Origin of the sequence: Bradyrhizobium sp. CER78 (assembly GCF_029846235.1) — a bacterium.
Classification (GTDB): Bacteria; Pseudomonadota; Alphaproteobacteria; order Rhizobiales; family Xanthobacteraceae; genus Bradyrhizobium.
Window position 1 is genome coordinate 362,122 of the sequence record NZ_JARVWP010000007.1, and the last position, 17,082, is coordinate 379,203.

Genomic DNA, 17,082 nt, shown 5'->3' on the forward strand with positions numbered 1-17,082 from the left:
GGTGAGGGGCTGTCTCCACGAAAATGGTGGGAAAAGAATACGCGGAAGCTCCCCCTCGCCCGGTTCGCATCTAACGATGCGATCCGACCTCTCCCCGCAAGCGGGGCGAGGTGAAAGCTACCTCACCGGCCAATCCTCGGCCGTGATGGTCGCGGCATCGGCGCCGACGATTTCCGACAGCGAGTCGCGCCCGGTGCGCAGCAAGGTCGAGGACAGGTCGCGCTTGATGTCGTCGACCAGGCCGATGCCCTTGTAGACCAGCGAGGAATAGAGCTGGATCAGGCTGGCGCCGGCGCGGATCTTGGTCAGCGCCGCGCCGCCGCTATCGATGCCGCCGACGCCGATCAGCGGAAACGCGCCTTCGACGCGGACATAGGTCTCGGCCACCATGCGCGTCGAGAGGCGGAACAGCGGACGGCCCGACAGGCCGCCCTGCTCCTTGGCGCGGTTCTCCTCGCGCAAGGTCGAGGGCCGCGCCAGCGTGGTGTTGGCGACGATCATGCCGTCGACGCGCCGCGAGCGGGCGACGTGCACGACGTCGTCGAGCTCGGCGAGGCTGAGGTCCGGCGCGATCTTCAGCAGCACCGGCGAATCGCCCGCGTTCTTGCGCACGCGCTCGCGGGTATCGATCACCCGTGCCAGCAGATCGTCGAGCGCCGCCGATTGCTGCAGATTGCGCAGGCCCGGCGTATTCGGCGAGGAGACGTTGACGGTGAAATAGCTCGCGACCGGCGCGAAGGTCTCGATCAGCTTCACATAGTCGGCCGTGCGGTCCTCTGAATCCTTGTTGGCCCCGACATTGACCCCGACGATGCCGCCACCGCCGGCGCGCGCGGCAAGCCGACGCAGCACCGCTTCCGCGCCGTCATTGTTGAAGCCCATGCGGTTGATCACGGCCTCGTCGCGCTCCAGGCGAAACAGCCGCGGCCGCGGATTGCCGGCCTGCGGCTTCGGCGTCACCGAGCCGATCTCGACAAAACCGAAGCCGAGCCGCAGCAGCGCGTCGGGCACCTCGGCGCTCTTGTCGAAGCCCGCCGCCATGCCGATCGGATTCGGAAAGTTCAGCCCAAAGGCGCGCACTGCGAGCTTGGGATCATCCGGCCGTTGCCGGATCGGCGGCAGCAGCTTCAGGCCCTGGATCGCCATGCGATGGGCATCTTCGGGATCGAACCATCGCAGCAGCGGCAGCGAGAAGGCGTCGAAGGCACGGATCACGGCTTGAGCTCCGGAACGTCGTGGCCGCCGTCGGAGCGCGCGCGCAGGTCGAGGATCTCGGTGACCGCGCCGAGATCGAGTTCGCCGTAGAGATGCGGGAACAGTTCGTCATTGCGCGAGCGCTCCCAGCGCAAGGCGTCGCCGAGCGCAGCGGCATCGACCGCAACCAGGAACAGGCCGGTTTGCCCGTGGTAGTGCTTGCGCGCGGTCTCGGCCACCTGGGCAGCGGTAGAAAAATGAATGAAGCCGTCGCGAATGTCGTCCGCACTGCCCCGGTACACGCCCTGCCGCTCGGCCTCGCGCCAAGCCGAAGCGGGGGTGATTTTATAGATCATGGGCACGGCCCGGCCTTCCCTTTTGTCCTTGAGTCTCTTGAGGTTTTATCCGGATTTGAGGGGAAATGCCCCAGACGCCATGTGGCGAGCGAGGGACCGTATCGGCGGTAGCGGCGCAACTCAAGCGGTGCCAAGGCACATCCGGCGGCAGATTTGCGAAAATCGAAGTTTCAGGCAATAATTCCTACCATCCGGGATGTCCTCGATGGCCAAACAGCCCAAAGCCGCGCGACCGCTGACCCACGCTCAGGTCTGGGCCGCGCTCGACCGGCTCGCCGAACGTGCCGGCCTGTCACCATCCGGCCTTGCCAAGCAGTCCGGTCTCGATCCCACCACCTTCAACAAGTCCAAGCGCGTGACCGGCGACGGCCGCGAACGCTGGCCGTCGACCGAATCACTCTCCAAGGCGCTGGCCGCTAGCAATGCCAGCATGGAGACCTTCGTGCAGCTGCTCGGCGATGGTCCGCGTGGCGGCCAGTCGGTGCCGTTGCTCGGCTTCGCGCAGGCCGGCGCCGGCGGCTATTTCGACGACTCGGGCTTTCCCGCCGGCAAGGGCTGGGACGAAGTGGCGCTGCCGGCGACCATCGACGAGCATGCCTATGCGCTGGAGATCGAGGGCGACTCGATGAAGCCGGCCTATCGCGAAGGTGACATCATCGTGGTGTCACCGGCCACCGCGATCCGCCGCGGCGACCGCGTCGTGGTGCGCACAACCGGCGGCGAGGTGATGGTGAAGGAACTGAAGCGGCGCACCGGCAAGGTGCTGGAGCTCGCCTCGCTCAATCCGGAGCATCCCGACCGCATGCTCGATGCCGAGGAAGTCGCGTGGATCGCGCGCGTCGTGTGGGCGAGCCAGTAGCTGGCCATCGCAAGCCGCCACCATCGTCGTCCCGGCGTAGGCCGGGACCCATAACCACCGCACAGCATTGCTTATGCACGCTGGGGCCACAGCCTGCTCTAACAACTCAATCCTGTGGTTATGGGTCCCGGCTTTCGCCGGGACGACGGCTGAGACTGCGGCACGTTCGCAACGCCCCTTACGTCGCGTAGTCCGGCTCCTTGCGGTCCAGCATCCGCTTCAGCGCATCGAAATGCCGCTGCGCCGGGCTCGGGCCGTTGTAGAGATGGTCGTCGCGGAAATCGCGCTTGGTCTTCTCCACCACATGCTGCGGCAATTGTTTCAGCGGCTGCTGGGTCCACATCGCGTAGATCTGCACCTGCGCGGCGCGCTCGATGTAATAGAGCCGGTCATAGGCATCGGCGACGGTTTCGCCGACGGTCGAGATGCCGTGATTGGCCATGAACAAAATGGTCTTGTTGCCGATCACCTTGGCGAGCCGCGCGCCTTCCTCGGGATCGAGCGCGGGGCCGGTGTAGAGATCGTCGTAGGCAATCGCCTCCGACAGCCCGACCTCGGTCTGGCCGATCTCCTTGATGCGCGGATCCTCGAGCCGCGTCAGCGCGCTCGCATACGGCATGTGAGTGTGGAACACGGCCTTGGCCTGCGGCAGCGCCTTGTGGATCGGCGCATGGATGCAATAGCAGGAGCGCTCGACCTCGCCCTCGCCGCGCTTCACCTCGGCATCGTCGATGCCGACCTCCATGAAGGACGACGCCGTCACCTCCGACCAGTGCATGCCGAACGGGATCTGGTAGTAGCGATCGGTACGGCCGGGAACCACGAAAGTGAGATGGTTGAAGATGCCTTCCGAAAAGCCGTGGATGTAGGCGAGCCGATGCGCCGCCGCGAGATCGACTCGCGCCTGCCATTCCTCGGCGCTCGTACTGTCCTGCAGCGATGTCGGCGAAACCCTGAACTGCATGCGCATGCTCCCATCTGTGCCGGCCGCTCGACGGGGGCCGTGCTGATTTTATGGAGCGAGTGTAGCGCAGTCCGCCGCTCACCTCCGGTGAAATTGCCGGGGATCAGCCATCTGGTTTTTGCGGCCTAGCGCCGCAGCCGTAGCCCGGATGAAGCGAAGCGCAATCCGGGGCAGCTGAGGCCGCTGCGAGATAGTTCCCGGATTTCGCGGAGCCTGTCACCGGGCGCGCGTTCGCGCGACCCGTTGGCTCCATCCGGGCTACACATCAGGCGATCGGATGTCGCGGCGCTGGTGCCACAGCTTGCCTTAACAATGGCGGCCTGTGGTTATGGGTCCCTGCTCCCGTGCGCCATTGCGCGCTAGGCAGGGACGACCATCGTGAGGGTTCGTCGAACTACGACGACCGCGCCAGTGCGCCGTCGATCATGTTGACCGCGTTCTGCACGCCGTACACCGCGACGAAGGAGCCGAAGCGCGGACCTTTCTCCTGGCCGAGCAACACCTGGTACAGCATGTTGAACCAGTCGAGCGAGACGCCGGGGCGGCCGTCCTTGCCCTTCTTGACCATGTCGAGGAACGGCTCGCGGCGGCCGATCTCGTAGACCACGTTCTGGATGTCTTCCGCGGTCGCATTCGCCGGCATGTTGGCGAGCGCATCGCGCAGATCCTGCAGCGCGGCGCGTTCACCCTCGGTCGGCTCGCGGAACTGCTTGGTCGGCGCCACGAAGTCGCGATAGTAGTTGATAGCGTAGCCGACCATCGCGTCGAGCTTCGGATGGCTCTCGGGCGTCACGCCCGGCCGATAGCGGCCGATGAAGCCCCACAGCGTCTCGGCATTCTCCGCGTTCGACGACGACACCAGCGTCAGCAAGAGCTGGAAGGTGACGGGCATGTCGGCCTGCGGCGGCTTGCCTGAGTGAATATGCCAGACCGGATTTTGCAGTTGCTGCCGCGCCTCCTGCCGCGTGAAGCCGTCCAGGAACTGCTGGTAGTCGTCGACATTGCGCGGGATGACGTCGAAATAGAGCCGCTTCGCCGCCTTGGGTTCGCGATACATGAACAGCGACAGCGATTCCGGCGAGGCGTAGCGCAGCCATTCGTCGATCGTCAGGCCATTGCCCTTCGACTTCGAGATCTTCTGGCCCTTCTCGTCGAGGAACAGCTCATAGTTGAAGCCTTCCGGCGGCGTGCCGCCGAGCGCCGAACAGATCTTGGCGGACAGCTTCACCGAATCGATCAGGTCCTTGCCGGCCATTTCATAGTCGACGCCGAGCGCGTACCAGCGCATCGCCCAGTCCGGCTTCCATTGCAGCTTGCAGCGGCCGCCGGTCACTGGAACGGTGACGCTCTCCTTGGTGTCGGGATCTTCATAGGAGATCGTGCCGGCCTTGGCGTCGTGCGCGGTCACCGGCACGTAGAGCACGAGGCCAGTGCGCGGACAGATTGGCAGGAACGGCGAATAGCTCGCGGCGCGCTCCTCGCGCAGCGAGGGCAGCATGATCGCCATCACCTTCTCAATCCGCTCCAGCATGCGCAGCAGCGCGGCATCGAACCGGCCGGAGGTGTAATACTCGGTCGAGCTCGCGAACTCGTAGTCGAAGCCGAACTGATCGAGGAAGGCGCGCAGCCGGGCATTGTTGTGCTGGCCGAAGCTCGGATGGGTGCCGAACGGATCGGGCACCTTGGTCAGCGGCTTGCCGAGATGCTGCTGCAGCAGCTCCTTGTTCGGCACGTTGTCCGGCACCTTGCGCAGGCCGTCCATATCGTCGGAGAAGGCGAGCAGGCGCGTCTTGATCTTGTCCTCGGTCAGCACGCGGAAGGCGTGGCGCACCATCGTGGTGCGCGCAACCTCGCCGAAGGTGCCGATATGCGGCAGGCCCGAGGGACCATAGCCGGTCTCGAACAGCACCTCGTCCTTGGGATTTTTCTTCAGCCGCGCCACAATCGCTTTCGCCTGCTCGAACGGCCAGGCGTTGGATTGTTCGGCGAGCGCCCGCAGGTCGCTCGGGCTGGCGGCAAGATCAATCACGGACATTCTTCAGGCTTTCTCCAAAAAGGCCGCGAAAACTAACGCTTTCGCGGCAAAATGCAAAACGACGGCCGGAGCCGTCATTCCGGGGCGATGCGACAGCATCGAACCCGGAATCTCGAGATTCCGGGTCTGGTCCTGCGGACCATCCCGGAATGACGGAGCTAGAACGGGCTGATCGAGAAATAGCGCAGCCACAGATCGGTGAAGCGGCCTTTTTCCCAGATCCGGAACAGCGCCCAGTTCAGCGACTGCCGCAGCAGATCGTTGCCCTTACGCACAGCGATGCCGACGCCCTCGCCGAAATAGCGGCTCTCGACAAAGGGGCCGCCCGAAAATGCGCAGCATTCGGCGGAATCGGTGCCGTTGATCCAGAACGCCAGCGAGATGGCATCGCCGAAGATGAAGTCGACCTCGCCACGGCGCAGCGCCGCGCGCAGCGCGTCGTTGTCCGGATAGGAATGGATCTCGGCGTCGGTGAACATCGCCTTGAGGTAAGCCTCGTGCGACGTGCCGGCGATGACGCCGACCTTCTTGCCCTCGAGATATTCCGGGCGGATTTCCGGCATCACATTGTCGCGGCGCGACACGAAGCGCGCCGGCGCGCGGTAATAGGGATCGGTGAAATCGACCTTGGCGCGCAGCTGCGGCGTCACCGCCATCGACGCGATGATGGCATCGCCCCGGTTGGTCGCCAGCGCATCGATCAGGGTCTCGAAGCGGCGCATCTGGATGGTGCAGGTGACCTTGATCTCGTCGCAGAGCGAGCGCGCCAGGTCGACGTTGAAGCCGGCCGGATTGCCGTCCGGGCCGGTGAAGTTGAACGGCGGATAGTCGGTCTCGGTCAGGAAGCGGATCACGGTGAGGCGCGACAGGTCCGGCCGATCCGGCCGCCGTCGCGGGTCCCAGAAGCCCGGCACCGCCTGCGGCGCAGCCTCAGTGGCCTTGGGCGGCTGGTTCGGTGCCGACGGAGCGGCGGCTGCCGGGGGCGTCGCCTGGGCGGGGGCGGGCTTTGTGGTCGGAGCCGGCGAAGGGGCCATCTTGGCCGCCGGGGCCTGGGGCGCCGTCACTGGGGGCGTCTGCCCAACTGCCGGCCCCGCCACGGCCAGCACGACAGCCGCCATCATTGCCGCGGCCAGACAAAACTGGCGCGAGCGGACGGCAAGGGGCTGGGCAGACAGATTTGGCATAACCGGCAATATCAGGAAATTGAACGGCTTATAGACCATCCGGCGCGTGATGCGAGCGCCGATTGGGCTAATTCTCAACCGGAAATGGCGATCAGAGATACCGTTTGAGATCGGCCGCCGCCTCTTCCGGCGTCCGTTTCAGATTGAACGGCGCGACGAAATGGCCATCGCGGTCCATCAGGTAGATCAGCGCGGTGTGATCCATCGTGTAGTCGCCATCCTTCAGCGGCACCTTCTTGGCATAGACGCGGTAGCTCGACAGCACCTTGGCGATCGCGGCGGGATCGCCGGTCAGGCCCTTGAGGTGCGGATCGAAGCTCGACAGGTAGTCCTTCATCGCCGTGGCGGTGTCGCGTTCCGGATCGACCGAGACGAAATAGGCATTCACGCGGTCGGCGTCCTTGCCCATCGCCTTCAGGACCTCGGAGATCTCGAACAGCGAGGTCGGGCAGATGTCCGGGCAATGGGTGAAGCCGAAGAAGATCAGCGTCGGCTTGCCCTGGAGGCTTTTGTCGGTGATGGTCTGGCCGGCCTGGTCGGTGAGCTGGAACGGCCCGCCGATGGCAGCCGGCGCTGCGACGGTGCGCAAGCCGCCGACCGCCCACAACATGAGGAACAGGCCGACCGCCAGACTGCCCGCGAAGGCAGCGAAGATCACCAATGGGCGAGTGGTCCGGGGCATGATGCAGGGGCGTCCTTGTCAGAAGCAGGCGGAGATGCCGGCCGTGATCATTTCGAAAAACACCGCGGTCCCGTAGTGGAACCAAAGCGCGGCGGCGGCGAGCAGGGTCAATCCGCCGATGCCGGCAGCGCCCCACAGGATCGCGGACGCCACCCGGCCCTGCGGAGCCGTCACAAGCTCGGATCGGGTGGCGATCGGCTGAACCATGCGGTTGAGATAAGCCGGGTTCCCCCAGCCAGCAAGCGCAATGGCGGCCGCAAGCCGTCAAATGATAGCGAGGCGATGTCCGGCGCTTATCCCGTCATGCCCCGGGTTACCGGCCATAGCGTGAAATGACGTCAAGCCGAGATCAGCCGTTCAGTGTGCGGGCTTGGCCGCCGAGGCCTGGGCGTTGAGATAACACGGCTTGTACAGCGCCTGCAGTTGCTTGCCTTGCAGGAAGATCATGCGCCGGGTCAGGCCACCGCGCTCCGTGATCCATCTGCGCACCGCCGGCGGGTACATCAGGTACAGCATATGGGTGGCTTCGGGATTGGGGACCGGGCGGCCGTTGTCGCCGTAGTCCCAGGCCGCATGGAAGCCGAGCGTGGCGTGTGAGGTCACACAGATCCGGTCATGCGGGACCTTGCCGAGCACGATGGTGCAGGCCGAGGCGCACAGCCCGTCGATGATCACGGTCTCGCCCGATGTGCGCAGGTCCTGATACTTGTCGACATAGACCCCGATCTTGCCGCCGCGATCGTCGGCGATCCTGACCACTGCTTGAGACGCCCCCATTCCCGCCAGCAGGAGAACCGCAGCGAGCAACCCCGTCAGCAACTTCATTGGCCTGCCCCAAGTCGAAACCGAATCTGTTGGTCTTGTGATGCAAGATTGGCGTGAGCGTGTTGCGCGCGCAGATTTTTGTCCAGACGAGCGAAGCCGGTCAAAACAAATTCAAATTGGGTGTTGCGCCGACGCTGCAGTGACGCGTGGAAAAGGTCCCAAACTGGAACAACTTGCCGCAACCATTTGGTGCCTCGCCGCCACAGGCAAGGTCCATTTGGCGTTGACCGCGCACAACGGCGCGGTCTTGAATCGCGAAGGGACGGGGGACATCACAAATGGCTGACGATGCAGATGTGATCGTGATCGGCGCCGGACTTGCCGGCCTGGTCGCCGCAACCGAGATCGCCGACGCAGGCAAGCGCGTCATCGTGCTCGACCAGGAAGGGGAACAGAGCATCGGCGGCCAGGCCTTCTGGTCGTTCGGCGGATTGTTCCTGGTCGATTCGCCGGAACAACGCCGGCTCGGCATCAAGGATTCGGTCGACCTCGCGCTGCAGGACTGGATGGGCACTGCGGGTTTCGATCGTGATGAGGATCACTGGCCGCGCAAATGGGCCGAAGCCTATGTCGCGTTCGCGGCGGGCGAGAAACGCGACTGGCTGCGCGCGATGGGCCACCGCATTTTCCCGGTGGTCGGCTGGGCCGAGCGTGGCGGTTACGATGCGATGGGCCACGGCAATTCGGTGCCGCGCTTCCACGTCACCTGGGGCACCGGCCCCGGTATCGTCGAGCCGTTCGAGCGCCGCGCGCGCGAGGCCGCCAAGAGCGGACGGCTGATATTCAAGTTCCGCCATCGCGTCGATGCGCTCAGCGTCACCAACGGCGCGGTCGACGGCGTCAGCGGCGCGATCCTGGAACCGACTTCGGTCGAGCGCGGCAAGAGTTCCTCGCGCAACGTCGTCGGCGATTTCTCGCTGCGCGCGCCGGCGGTGATCGTCGCCTCCGGCGGCATCGGCGGCAATCATGATCTGGTGCGGCAGAACTGGCCGACGAGGCTCGGCGAGCCGCCGAAGTTCATGATCTCGGGCGTGCCCGAACATGTCGACGGCCGCATGATCGGGATCACCGAGCAAGCAGGCGGGCGGCTGATCAACCGCGACCGCATGTGGCACTATGTCGAGGGCATCCAGAACTGGAACCCGATCTGGCCGCGTCACGGCATCCGTATTCTTCCGGGGCCATCATCGATGTGGTTCGACGCGTCAGGCAAGCGGCTGCCGGCGCCGCTATTCCCGGGCTCCGACACGCTCGGGCAACTGCACTACATCATGGGCACCGGCTACGATTATTCGTGGTTCATCCTGACCCAGAGCATCATAAAGAAGGAATTCGCGCTGTCGGGCTCGGAGCAGAACCCCGACCTCACGGGCAAGAGCTGGCGCATGACGGTCAAGCGCGCCACCAACAAAGGCGCGCCGGCCCCGGTCGAGGCCTTCAAGCAGCACGGCGCCGACTTCATCGTGCGCGACAATCTCGCCGACCTCGTCGGTGCCATGAACAAGCTCGCCGGCAATGACCTGTTGCAGCTCGATGCGATCAAGACACAGATCGAGGCACGCGACCGCGAGATCACCAATCCTTACGTCAAGGATGCGCAGGTGATGAACCTGCACAATGCGCGGCGCTACATCGGCGACAGGCTGATCCGGACCGCGAAGCCGCACCGCATCCTCGATCGCGCGCACGGCCCGCTGATCGCGGTGAAACTCAACATCCTCACCCGCAAGACGCTCGGCGGCTTCGAGACCGATCTCGATTCACGCGTGTTCGGCAGGGATCACCAGATCATCCGCGGGCTCTACGCGGCCGGCGAAGCCGCCGGTTTCGGCGGCGGCGGCGTGCACGGCTATCGTTCGCTGGAGGGAACATTCCTCGGCGGCTGCCTGTTCTCGGGCCGCAACGCCGGACGCGCGGCGGCGAAGGCGGTGGGCTGAGGCATCTCCCCTCGCCACGGAAGAGACGGCGAAACGAAAATGAAAGAGCCCGCCGGGTTTGAACCGGCGGGCTCTCATCATTGTGTCCGACTTTCTTGAGCGATGCTGGCGCTCACGCGAGCTTGGTGAAGAGCGTGAGAATGCCGTTGCTGAGATTGACCGCGACAACCTGTGCCGAGCTCAGTCCCTTCGCCTTGAGCGCGGATGTCGCTTCCGTCGACGCGTCGATGGAACCGCGCAGGCTCTTCAGATCTTCTTCGCTTGCCTTTGCGATGACGGCCTCGACCCTTGACCGGACTTCGGGCTTCAGTTCCTTGACGTCCACGACCTGTATGGTCTTGATCGTGGCGGGTTGGTCAGACTCGGCCTGCGACGGCGTGTTCGGTTGCGTTCCCTGCGTTTGCGCCCAGGCAGGAGTTCCAAGCGAGAGCGCCGCAACGATGATCGACGCCGTAGAGATGCGGATGCGCATGAGCATTCCTTGTGTTGATTGCCCCCAACACATCCCGCGACAACGAGTTTTCCTTGCTTATGGTTCCGGCCGAAAACGCTCAAGTGCAGCACGAAGTGATGAGACCGTCGCAGGGGGCGCGGCCAAAATATCGAAAACAACCCCATGCAAAGCAGCCGGCGGTGGCCTGCGCTCGAGCAGGGAACTTGACACGTCGGGCAACTCAGGAGTACACTTCTAATATTCCGAAATGACGCAGATGTCCCTCGCTCCCCAAGGATCCCTCGTTCCTGGGCTGTCGCATAAGCCGTTGTCAGTCGTATCAAGAGGGGCGATCAACTGCCGGCTGGGCTGCAATTCGCGACCAGTACAAGGCGAGCGGTCCGAGCAGGATGCCAAACGCCAGCACCGCAAATGCAGCCGTCCAAGCCGACGCGCTTTGTGGTCCTCCTGCAGCATCCAGGGCTACGCCGAGCGCCCATGCGCCCAGCGCCGACAGGCTGAAGCCGACAGTCGAGTGCACTGCCATGGTCGCACCGCGGTTCTTGGGATCGGCTGCCATGGTCATGCCCGAGGTCAGCGCACCGGAATCGGCGGGCACCGTCAGCGCGTAAACGAGTAGCAGCGGCATCAGCACCCAGGGCGACTGGTCCGAGAGCAGTCCAATCAGCAGCGCGACTGCGGCCGAAGCGAACATGACAGCGGTGATGGCGCGGTGCCGTCCGAGTTTCAGCGCAAGCTCATTGCCGAGGATGCTCGCGGGCATCGCCAGGATGGAGAACGCGACGCTGACAATCAGCGGCGTAAGTGATGTCGGGTGCCCTGCTGCCACGAAAGTCCAGAACGCAACGATCCAGGTCCGGATGCCATAGAGTTCGAAACAATGCGCGCCGTAGCCCAGGACGAATCCCATCGCGTTGGTGTTGCGCACGACCGGCGCAAAGTTCAGCAGGCGACTCGCCGAGGGCTTCGGCTCGACCGGCTTCAGCAAGGCGCTCGCAGTCAGCATCATCAGCGGGCCGATGGCCGTAACCAGAAACGCCGCACGCCAGCCAAGACCTTCGGCGACAAGCTGAGCGACCAGGAACGACAGCCCGACGCCGAGCGAGAAGCTCGACGTGTAGAACGTCACCGCGCGGGATGAATCGCCCGGCGCAAGGCGGTCGGTCAGCGCCTTGAGCCCCGGCATGTAAGCGCCGGCGAAACCGATCCCGGCGATGGCATTGCACAGCGCACCGGACCACAGATCCGTTGCGAACAAGCCGAACAGCGCGGTACCGAACGCGCTCAGCGCCGATCCCGCGATCAATATCTTGCGGGCATCGATGCGGTCGGTCAGCGTCGCCAGAACCGGCACCGTGAGCATGTAGCCGGCCGCGCCCGAGCCGGACAAAAGCCCGGCCTGCGCACCCGACAGATGCCATTCCGGAATCAGGAAGCCGGCGAGAATTGCGGGCACGACGACATGCGGTAGCAAGCTTCCAAGCTGCCCCACGCACATCGCGACGATAGCCGGCTTTCCTTCCAACCTCATCTTTCACCCAATCCGATCGGGGTGCCTGAGGCGCACCCGCAACCGGCCTTTCGTTGTTGCTGTTTTAGGCAGAGTGCTGAAGGGGATCGTGGCCTATGTCGGCTTCCTCTCGCGCCAGAGCCAGCCGGCGATGGCAACCGCAGCCAGCATGCCAACGGACTGAGCGACGATAAAGGCGGTCACGCCGCTGGCTGCTATTCCAGCAAAGGTGTCGGAAAGCGAGCGCGCGATCGTCACTGCCGGATTCGCGAACGAGGTTGAGGCTGTGAACCAATAGGCTGATGTGATGTACAGGCCGACGGCATACGGAATCGCCCCCGGTGTTCTGGCGGCGCAACCGAATATGGTCAGGAGCAAGCCAAAGGTAGCAACCGCTTCAGCGAGCCATTGTCCGGCGCCGGAACGCTGCGTCATCGAGAGCTGCAACACCGGCAATTCAAACATGAGGTGAGCTATCCAAACTCCGGCGACAGCTCCAACAATCTGAGCAGCGATGTAGGCAACCGCCATTGGCCAGCGCAGTTCGCTCCGAATTGAGAACGCAAGACTTACGGCAGGATTGAAGTGCGCGCCTGAGACCGGTCCGAAGACCAATATGAGCACAGCGAGAATTGCACCGGTTGGGATGGTATTGCAAAGGAGGGCGAGCGCAACATTCCCGCCCGCGAGCTTCTGCGCCATGATCCCGGAGCCGACTACAGCAGCCAGAAGAAGCGCCGTGCCAAGCAGTTCCGCAACCAGGCGGCGCGCAAGCGTCGGCATCAATGCGCTTCCGTCGTCTTTGCGGTCGAGCCTTCCATTTGCCCGATCTCTCGGAGCTTGCCTTGCAAGCTGAGCGCATCGATGGACCGCAGCGGCAGCGCGGTAAAGACGGCAATTCGCTGATTGAGCATACGGTAGGCATCCTCGAACGCGACCGCGATTTCGGCCGGCGTCCCCTTCGCTCCAGCTGGATCGGGAATGCCCCAATGGGCGGTTGCAGGATGTCCGGGCCAGACGGGGCATGCTTCCGCCGCCGCGCTATCGCAGACCGTGAACACGAAGTCGAACTGGGGTTCGCCGGCCTTGGCGAACTCGTCCCATGATTTCGAGCGGTAGCCCGACGTATCGTAGCCCAAATTATCGAGAAGATGGATGGTGTGCGGGTTAACCTGGCCCTTGGGCTGGCTGCCGGCGCTGTAGGCGCGGAAATGACCCGCGCCTAGCTTGTTCAAGATCGCTTCCGCAATGATCGAGCGCGCCGAATTTCCGGTGCAGAGGAATAGAACGTTGTATGGGCGATCAACCATGGCGGCACCGTCACGACGTGCAGCACGCGGAAGAACTTGGCGTTGCCTGCGGGGCGCAGCACGCCGATTGCTTCTCATGTGCGACGCGCGCCGTGTTTTCTCCGGTGCCGTCACCGTAGACCGTGCTCTCGCCGGTCGTGTGGAAGGTTTCCCACGCGATGCCTGCGGGATCGTCGATCCACGACTTCTCGGACTTGGCGTAGCAGCAAGCCGCCTCGCCCTGTTCGATGATGTTACCCCCCGCCTGGCGCAAGCGGCCGTAGACCTCGTAAAGCTCCTCTTGGCTCTCAACCTGAATGCCGAGATGGTCCAGACCGGGCTCGCGGCCTCTGGCCGAAATGGCGAAGTTCACGCGAGGATCATCGAGCATCCACTTTGCGTAGTCGGTCTTGAGAACGGTCGGTTGGGCCGCGAACAAGGCAGAGTAGAAGCCTACGGACTGCGAGAGGTCACTGACGGTGACATGAACATGAAGGCGCTTCATGGAGGGTCCTTTCAGGCTGGAATTTTGGTGCGCTTGCGCGCCGGTTTGCATTCGGCGGCGGGCGCACAGGGCGCGCCGCCGCAGCAGTTCTCGGTCAGGAAGCCAAGGAGCGCGTTCATCTGCTCGAACTGCGCTGCGTAGATCATCGAGCGGCCCTCGCGGCGAACGCTGACAAGACCAGCCGTGCGAAGCCGATCAAAGTGAAATGTCAGCGTATTGGGCGCGAGATCGAGCGCGCCGGCGACTGCGCCCGCCGGCATGCCCTCCGGTCCCGCTTGCACGAGCAGCCGGAATATATCGAGGCGATTGTCCTGCGCGAGCGCCGCCAAGGCGGCAACAGCATCGGTCTTTTTCATACTTCAGTATTTATCGAAATATCGCCCGCTGTCAATGATATTTCAGCATTCATTGAAATATCGAGATCCGGGCTCGCGGCCACGCCCTGAACTCATCTTGCTCCAGGGCGTGTGCTCATAAGCGCCTTGTGGCTGCTTTGAGGTGCAGACCGGAAAGCGTCGGCACGCTCAGAACCTTACCGCTTTTGACCCTGCGCGGAAGTCATGCGAGCCGCTTTTGATGTCGGTTCAAGCGGACGCTATTCATGGGTGACTTTGGCGTAAGCCACTCCCAGAACCGCACCGTAGATGAGGTGAAGAACAAGCGTCGCCACCGTCGCCCGAGCCCCCAGCGACAGCGCGAATAAGCCATGGCCGGCCAGGGGCATGAAGATGATCATCATCGCGAGCCAGGCTAGAGCTCCGAAAATAAGGCCCTTGACTACCGGAGCGCCTGGAAGGCTTGCCTGTAGCGCCGCATAGATGATGCCCCATGCGACTGTCCCGAGGGCGAAGTGGCCAATCCACCCAAACGGAAGGGGTAAGGTCATGCCTGTAGGCTGACCTGCGACGTGCACGATATCTTCGATTGGATTGAGTTGCGGCATCAAGCCAACCGAACTCTTGGCTATCATCAACATGGAAAGAACGACGGTAGCTATGAAGCCGGCGATAAGCCCTGCCTGGACATTTAGGGTCACTGGCATTGCATGCAAGATTTGTCTGCGGTTCATGGCGTTGCTCCATGAGCTTAAGAACCTTCCGCGAGTGCGGAAGGATTCCGAACCAAATAGATTTTGGATTCGCTCACCTGCCGGAGGCACTACCGCTGCCATTGATTTCGCGAAAAGTCGGCATGTGCCGCTGGCAACTCAAGGGTGATTGTATACCAATTGCGTTTCAGAGTGTAGAGGTGCGATGTCCGCTTCGGGGCCCAAAGCGGAGGTCCCGGAATGTCCGCCTCTCGCGCCGCTGTTGGGTGCTAAGCAGACATGAGCCCCGAAAGAGTCTCGTTGCCTTTATGAGCGCACGCCCTACTCCGGCTCCGCGCTGGCGAAGCGCACGCCGAAGGTGTCGGCATTGGCTTCGCCCCAATCGTAGAGTGCCTGCAGCATCGGCTTCAGCATCTCGCCGCGCTTGGTCAGGCAGTAGCGCGAGGAGCCGCCGCCGCGCTCCTGCTTGACGAAGCCTGAATTGCAGAGATCGCGCAGCCGCTCGGTCAGCACCTTGTCGCTGAGTTGCGGGATGTCGTGACGCAATTCGCCATAGCGCATCGGCCGGACCTTCAAGCGGCTGAGGATCACCGTCTTCCATTTGCCGCTGAGCTGATCGATCGAGAACTCGACGGGGCAGCCATATTTGCGCTTGGTCTTGCGGATCATCGCAACTCTCCCGCGGCACTTTCCATCTGGTTCGTTGAGCGCCGCCATCGATCCATCTAAGCACGCTTCGCACGGGTTGGGCGAGCTTAGGGATCATTGCAAGGCATGACAGACGACTATTCCGCCCAAGGTGCGAGCGACAAGCAACCCGCGCGCAAGCGCATCATCGTCAGGCGCAACGGGCCCTACGAACCCGACCCCGGCATTGCGATCGTCGATCATCTCGGTGTTCCCGTTGCAGCCGAGGCGCCGGTGCGGCTGTGCCGCTGCGGACAATCGCAGACCAAGCCGCTCTGCGACGGCAGTCACGTCACGCGCGGCTTTACCGACGGCAAGGATCCGCGGCGCGTACCCGACAAGCTCGAGGTCTATGCCGGGCAGCAGGCCCATGTGTTCGACAACCGCGGCACCTGCGCGCATTCAGCCTTCTGCACCGAGCGGCTCAACTCGGTGTTTCATCTCGGCGAAGAACCCTTCGTCGCGCCGAGCGGTGCACGCCTCGACGACCTCATCAACGCGGTGCGCAGGTGCCCGTCGGGCGCGCTCGGCATCGGCATTGGCCCCGAGCGGGACGCCAACCTGTCCGATGTCAGCCGGCCGCCGCAGATCGAAGTGTCGAAGGATGGCCCCTATCGCGTCACCGGCCATGTCGAACTGGTCGATGAGGACGGCACGCCGGTCGCAGGGAACGCGGGTGCATCGCAGGAGCATGCCAGCCTGTGCCGCTGCGGCTCATCGCTGAACAAGCCGTTCTGCAGCGGCATGCACTGGAACGTCGGATTTCACGACCCCGTCCCCGATCCCTTGCGCGAGCCGACATTGTTCGAATGGGCCGGCGGCTATCCCGCGCTGCTCGACATGACGCGGATCTTCTACAGCCGCTACGTGCCGGAGGATCCACTGCTCTCCCCGCTGTTCGCCGAGATGTCGCCGGATCATCCCGAGCGGGTCGCGGCCTGGCTCAGCGAGGTGTTCGGCGGACCGCGGCTCTACACCGAGCGGTATGGCGGCTATCGGCGGATGGTGTCGCAACATATCGGCAAGGAGATCCGGCCGGAGCAGCGCGCGCTGTGGGCGACCTACATGGTGCAGAGCGCCGACGATGCCGGGTTGCCGTCCGATCCGGAATTCCGCGCCGCCTTCGTCGCCTATATCGAATGGGGCTCGCGGATCGCGCTGGAGAATTCGGGCGCCAATGCGAAGCCGCCGCCGAACATGCCGGTGCCGCGCTGGTGGTGGGTCTGCAACGCGACGCCCGCGGCACGCCCCTCCGCAATCGCGGGCGATGCACAGGCCGCGAACGAAACCGGCGGCGCGCTGCCCGGTCCCGATGAGACGGTGCAGTTCGAGCAGCACATCCGGCCGTTGTTCCGGCCGATGGATCGCAGCTCGATGCTGTTCGCCTTCGATCTCTGGAAGGAGGAGGACGTCGCCCGGCACAGCCGGCAGATCCTCGCCCGCCTGGAGGCCGGCACCATGCCGTGCGACGGCGCCTGGCCGGCCGAACAGGTGGCGCTGTTCGCGCGCTGGGCGGGCGCGCTGAAAGCGCCAACCTGATCGCGCCGAGGCGA

19 protein-coding genes are annotated in these 17,082 nt (G+C 64.0%); 3 read left to right on the plus strand and 16 right to left on the minus strand.

Translation table 11 applies throughout. From position 1 onward, the window contains the following. Positions 1 to 117: 117 nt before the first annotated feature. Together QDT69_RS18300 and QDT69_RS18305 are read right to left on the minus strand one after the other, a co-directional pair. Positions 118 to 1,215: a quinone-dependent dihydroorotate dehydrogenase gene (locus QDT69_RS18300; protein ID WP_279707854.1), complete on the minus strand. Its 1,098-nt coding sequence runs from the start codon at positions 1,213 to 1,215 to the stop codon at positions 118 to 120. Then, on the minus strand, positions 1,212 to 1,556 hold the full coding sequence (locus QDT69_RS18305; RefSeq protein WP_279707855.1) for a DUF952 domain-containing protein: 345 nt from the start codon (positions 1,554 to 1,556) through the stop codon (positions 1,212 to 1,214). The genes QDT69_RS18300 and QDT69_RS18305 overlap by 4 nt, the downstream gene beginning before the upstream one ends. A gap of 199 nt (positions 1,557 to 1,755) precedes the next feature. Here QDT69_RS18305 and QDT69_RS18310 point away from each other — a divergent pair, with 199 nt between their 5' ends. Beyond that, a complete protein-coding gene (locus QDT69_RS18310; protein ID WP_050426361.1) occupies positions 1,756 to 2,409 on the plus strand; it encodes a helix-turn-helix transcriptional regulator in 654 nt (217 codons plus the stop codon). A gap of 178 nt (positions 2,410 to 2,587) precedes the next feature. On the opposite strand, the gene QDT69_RS18315 is transcribed toward QDT69_RS18310, so the two are convergent. The 6 genes from QDT69_RS18315 to QDT69_RS18340 form a co-directional block, all read right to left on the minus strand. Continuing rightward, positions 2,588 to 3,373, minus strand: a complete 786-nt coding sequence (locus QDT69_RS18315) for a class II aldolase/adducin family protein (RefSeq protein WP_279707856.1) — start codon at positions 3,371 to 3,373, stop codon at positions 2,588 to 2,590. Between the two features lie 394 nt (positions 3,374 to 3,767). Next, positions 3,768 to 5,408, minus strand: a complete 1,641-nt coding sequence (locus QDT69_RS18320) for a lysine--tRNA ligase (RefSeq protein ID WP_279707857.1) — start codon at positions 5,406 to 5,408, stop codon at positions 3,768 to 3,770. Positions 5,409 to 5,566: 158 nt separating this feature from the next. Then, the gene (locus QDT69_RS18325; protein WP_279707911.1) at positions 5,567 to 6,442 is read right to left on the minus strand and encodes a transporter substrate-binding domain-containing protein; all 876 of its coding nucleotides are present in this window, start codon (positions 6,440 to 6,442) and stop codon (positions 5,567 to 5,569) included. Positions 6,443 to 6,683: 241 nt separating this feature from the next. Beyond that, complete coding sequence (locus QDT69_RS18330; RefSeq protein WP_279707858.1) at positions 6,684 to 7,274, minus strand: SCO family protein; 591 nt, start codon at positions 7,272 to 7,274, stop codon at positions 6,684 to 6,686. An 18-nt stretch (positions 7,275 to 7,292) separates the two neighbouring features. Further along, positions 7,293 to 7,481 (minus strand): hypothetical protein, encoded by a 189-nt coding sequence (locus tag QDT69_RS18335; protein WP_279707859.1) that lies wholly within the window; start codon positions 7,479 to 7,481, stop codon positions 7,293 to 7,295. A 150-nt stretch (positions 7,482 to 7,631) separates the two neighbouring features. After that, entirely contained in the window at positions 7,632 to 8,099 is a 468-nt protein-coding gene (locus tag QDT69_RS18340) for a hypothetical protein (protein ID WP_279707860.1), read from the minus strand. A 278-nt stretch (positions 8,100 to 8,377) separates the two neighbouring features. On the opposite strand from QDT69_RS18340, the gene QDT69_RS18345 reads away from it, so the two are divergent. Next, positions 8,378 to 10,036 carry an FAD-binding dehydrogenase gene (locus QDT69_RS18345; RefSeq protein ID WP_279707861.1) on the plus strand — a complete coding sequence of 553 codons (1,659 nt, stop codon included), beginning with the start codon at positions 8,378 to 8,380 and terminating at the stop codon, positions 10,034 to 10,036. Between the two features lie 112 nt (positions 10,037 to 10,148). Here QDT69_RS18345 and QDT69_RS18350 read toward each other — a convergent pair whose 3' ends face one another. The 8 genes from QDT69_RS18350 to QDT69_RS18385 form a co-directional block, all read right to left on the minus strand. Further along, positions 10,149 to 10,508 carry a hypothetical protein gene (locus tag QDT69_RS18350; RefSeq protein WP_050425307.1) on the minus strand — a complete coding sequence of 120 codons (360 nt, stop codon included), beginning with the start codon at positions 10,506 to 10,508 and terminating at the stop codon, positions 10,149 to 10,151. A 301-nt stretch (positions 10,509 to 10,809) separates the two neighbouring features. After that, the gene (locus QDT69_RS18355; protein WP_279707912.1) at positions 10,810 to 11,988 is read right to left on the minus strand and encodes an MFS transporter; all 1,179 of its coding nucleotides are present in this window, start codon (positions 11,986 to 11,988) and stop codon (positions 10,810 to 10,812) included. A 126-nt stretch (positions 11,989 to 12,114) separates the two neighbouring features. Then, positions 12,115 to 12,783, minus strand: a complete 669-nt coding sequence (locus QDT69_RS18360) for an aquaporin family protein (protein ID WP_279707862.1) — start codon at positions 12,781 to 12,783, stop codon at positions 12,115 to 12,117. Continuing rightward, positions 12,783 to 13,310, minus strand: coding sequence for an arsenate reductase ArsC (locus tag QDT69_RS18365; protein ID WP_279707913.1), 528 nt, complete (start codon positions 13,308 to 13,310; stop codon positions 12,783 to 12,785). The genes QDT69_RS18360 and QDT69_RS18365 overlap by 1 nt, the downstream gene beginning before the upstream one ends. Positions 13,311 to 13,320: 10 nt before the next feature. After that, the gene (locus tag QDT69_RS18370) at positions 13,321 to 13,794 is read right to left on the minus strand and encodes an ArsI/CadI family heavy metal resistance metalloenzyme (RefSeq protein ID WP_279707863.1); all 474 of its coding nucleotides are present in this window, start codon (positions 13,792 to 13,794) and stop codon (positions 13,321 to 13,323) included. Positions 13,795 to 13,805: 11 nt separating this feature from the next. Further along, entirely contained in the window at positions 13,806 to 14,150 is a 345-nt protein-coding gene (locus QDT69_RS18375; RefSeq protein WP_279707864.1) for a helix-turn-helix transcriptional regulator, read from the minus strand. 239 nt (positions 14,151 to 14,389) lie between these two features. Next, positions 14,390 to 14,863, minus strand: coding sequence for a DUF6789 family protein (locus tag QDT69_RS18380; protein WP_279707865.1), 474 nt, complete (start codon positions 14,861 to 14,863; stop codon positions 14,390 to 14,392). A gap of 300 nt (positions 14,864 to 15,163) precedes the next feature. Continuing rightward, entirely contained in the window at positions 15,164 to 15,511 is a 348-nt protein-coding gene (locus QDT69_RS18385) for a helix-turn-helix domain-containing protein (RefSeq protein WP_279707866.1), read from the minus strand. Between the two features lie 105 nt (positions 15,512 to 15,616). Between QDT69_RS18385 and QDT69_RS18390 the strand changes: the two genes are divergently transcribed. Next, a complete protein-coding gene (locus tag QDT69_RS18390; protein WP_279707867.1) occupies positions 15,617 to 17,068 on the plus strand; it encodes a CDGSH iron-sulfur domain-containing protein in 1,452 nt (483 codons plus the stop codon). Positions 17,069 to 17,082 lie beyond the last annotated feature (14 nt).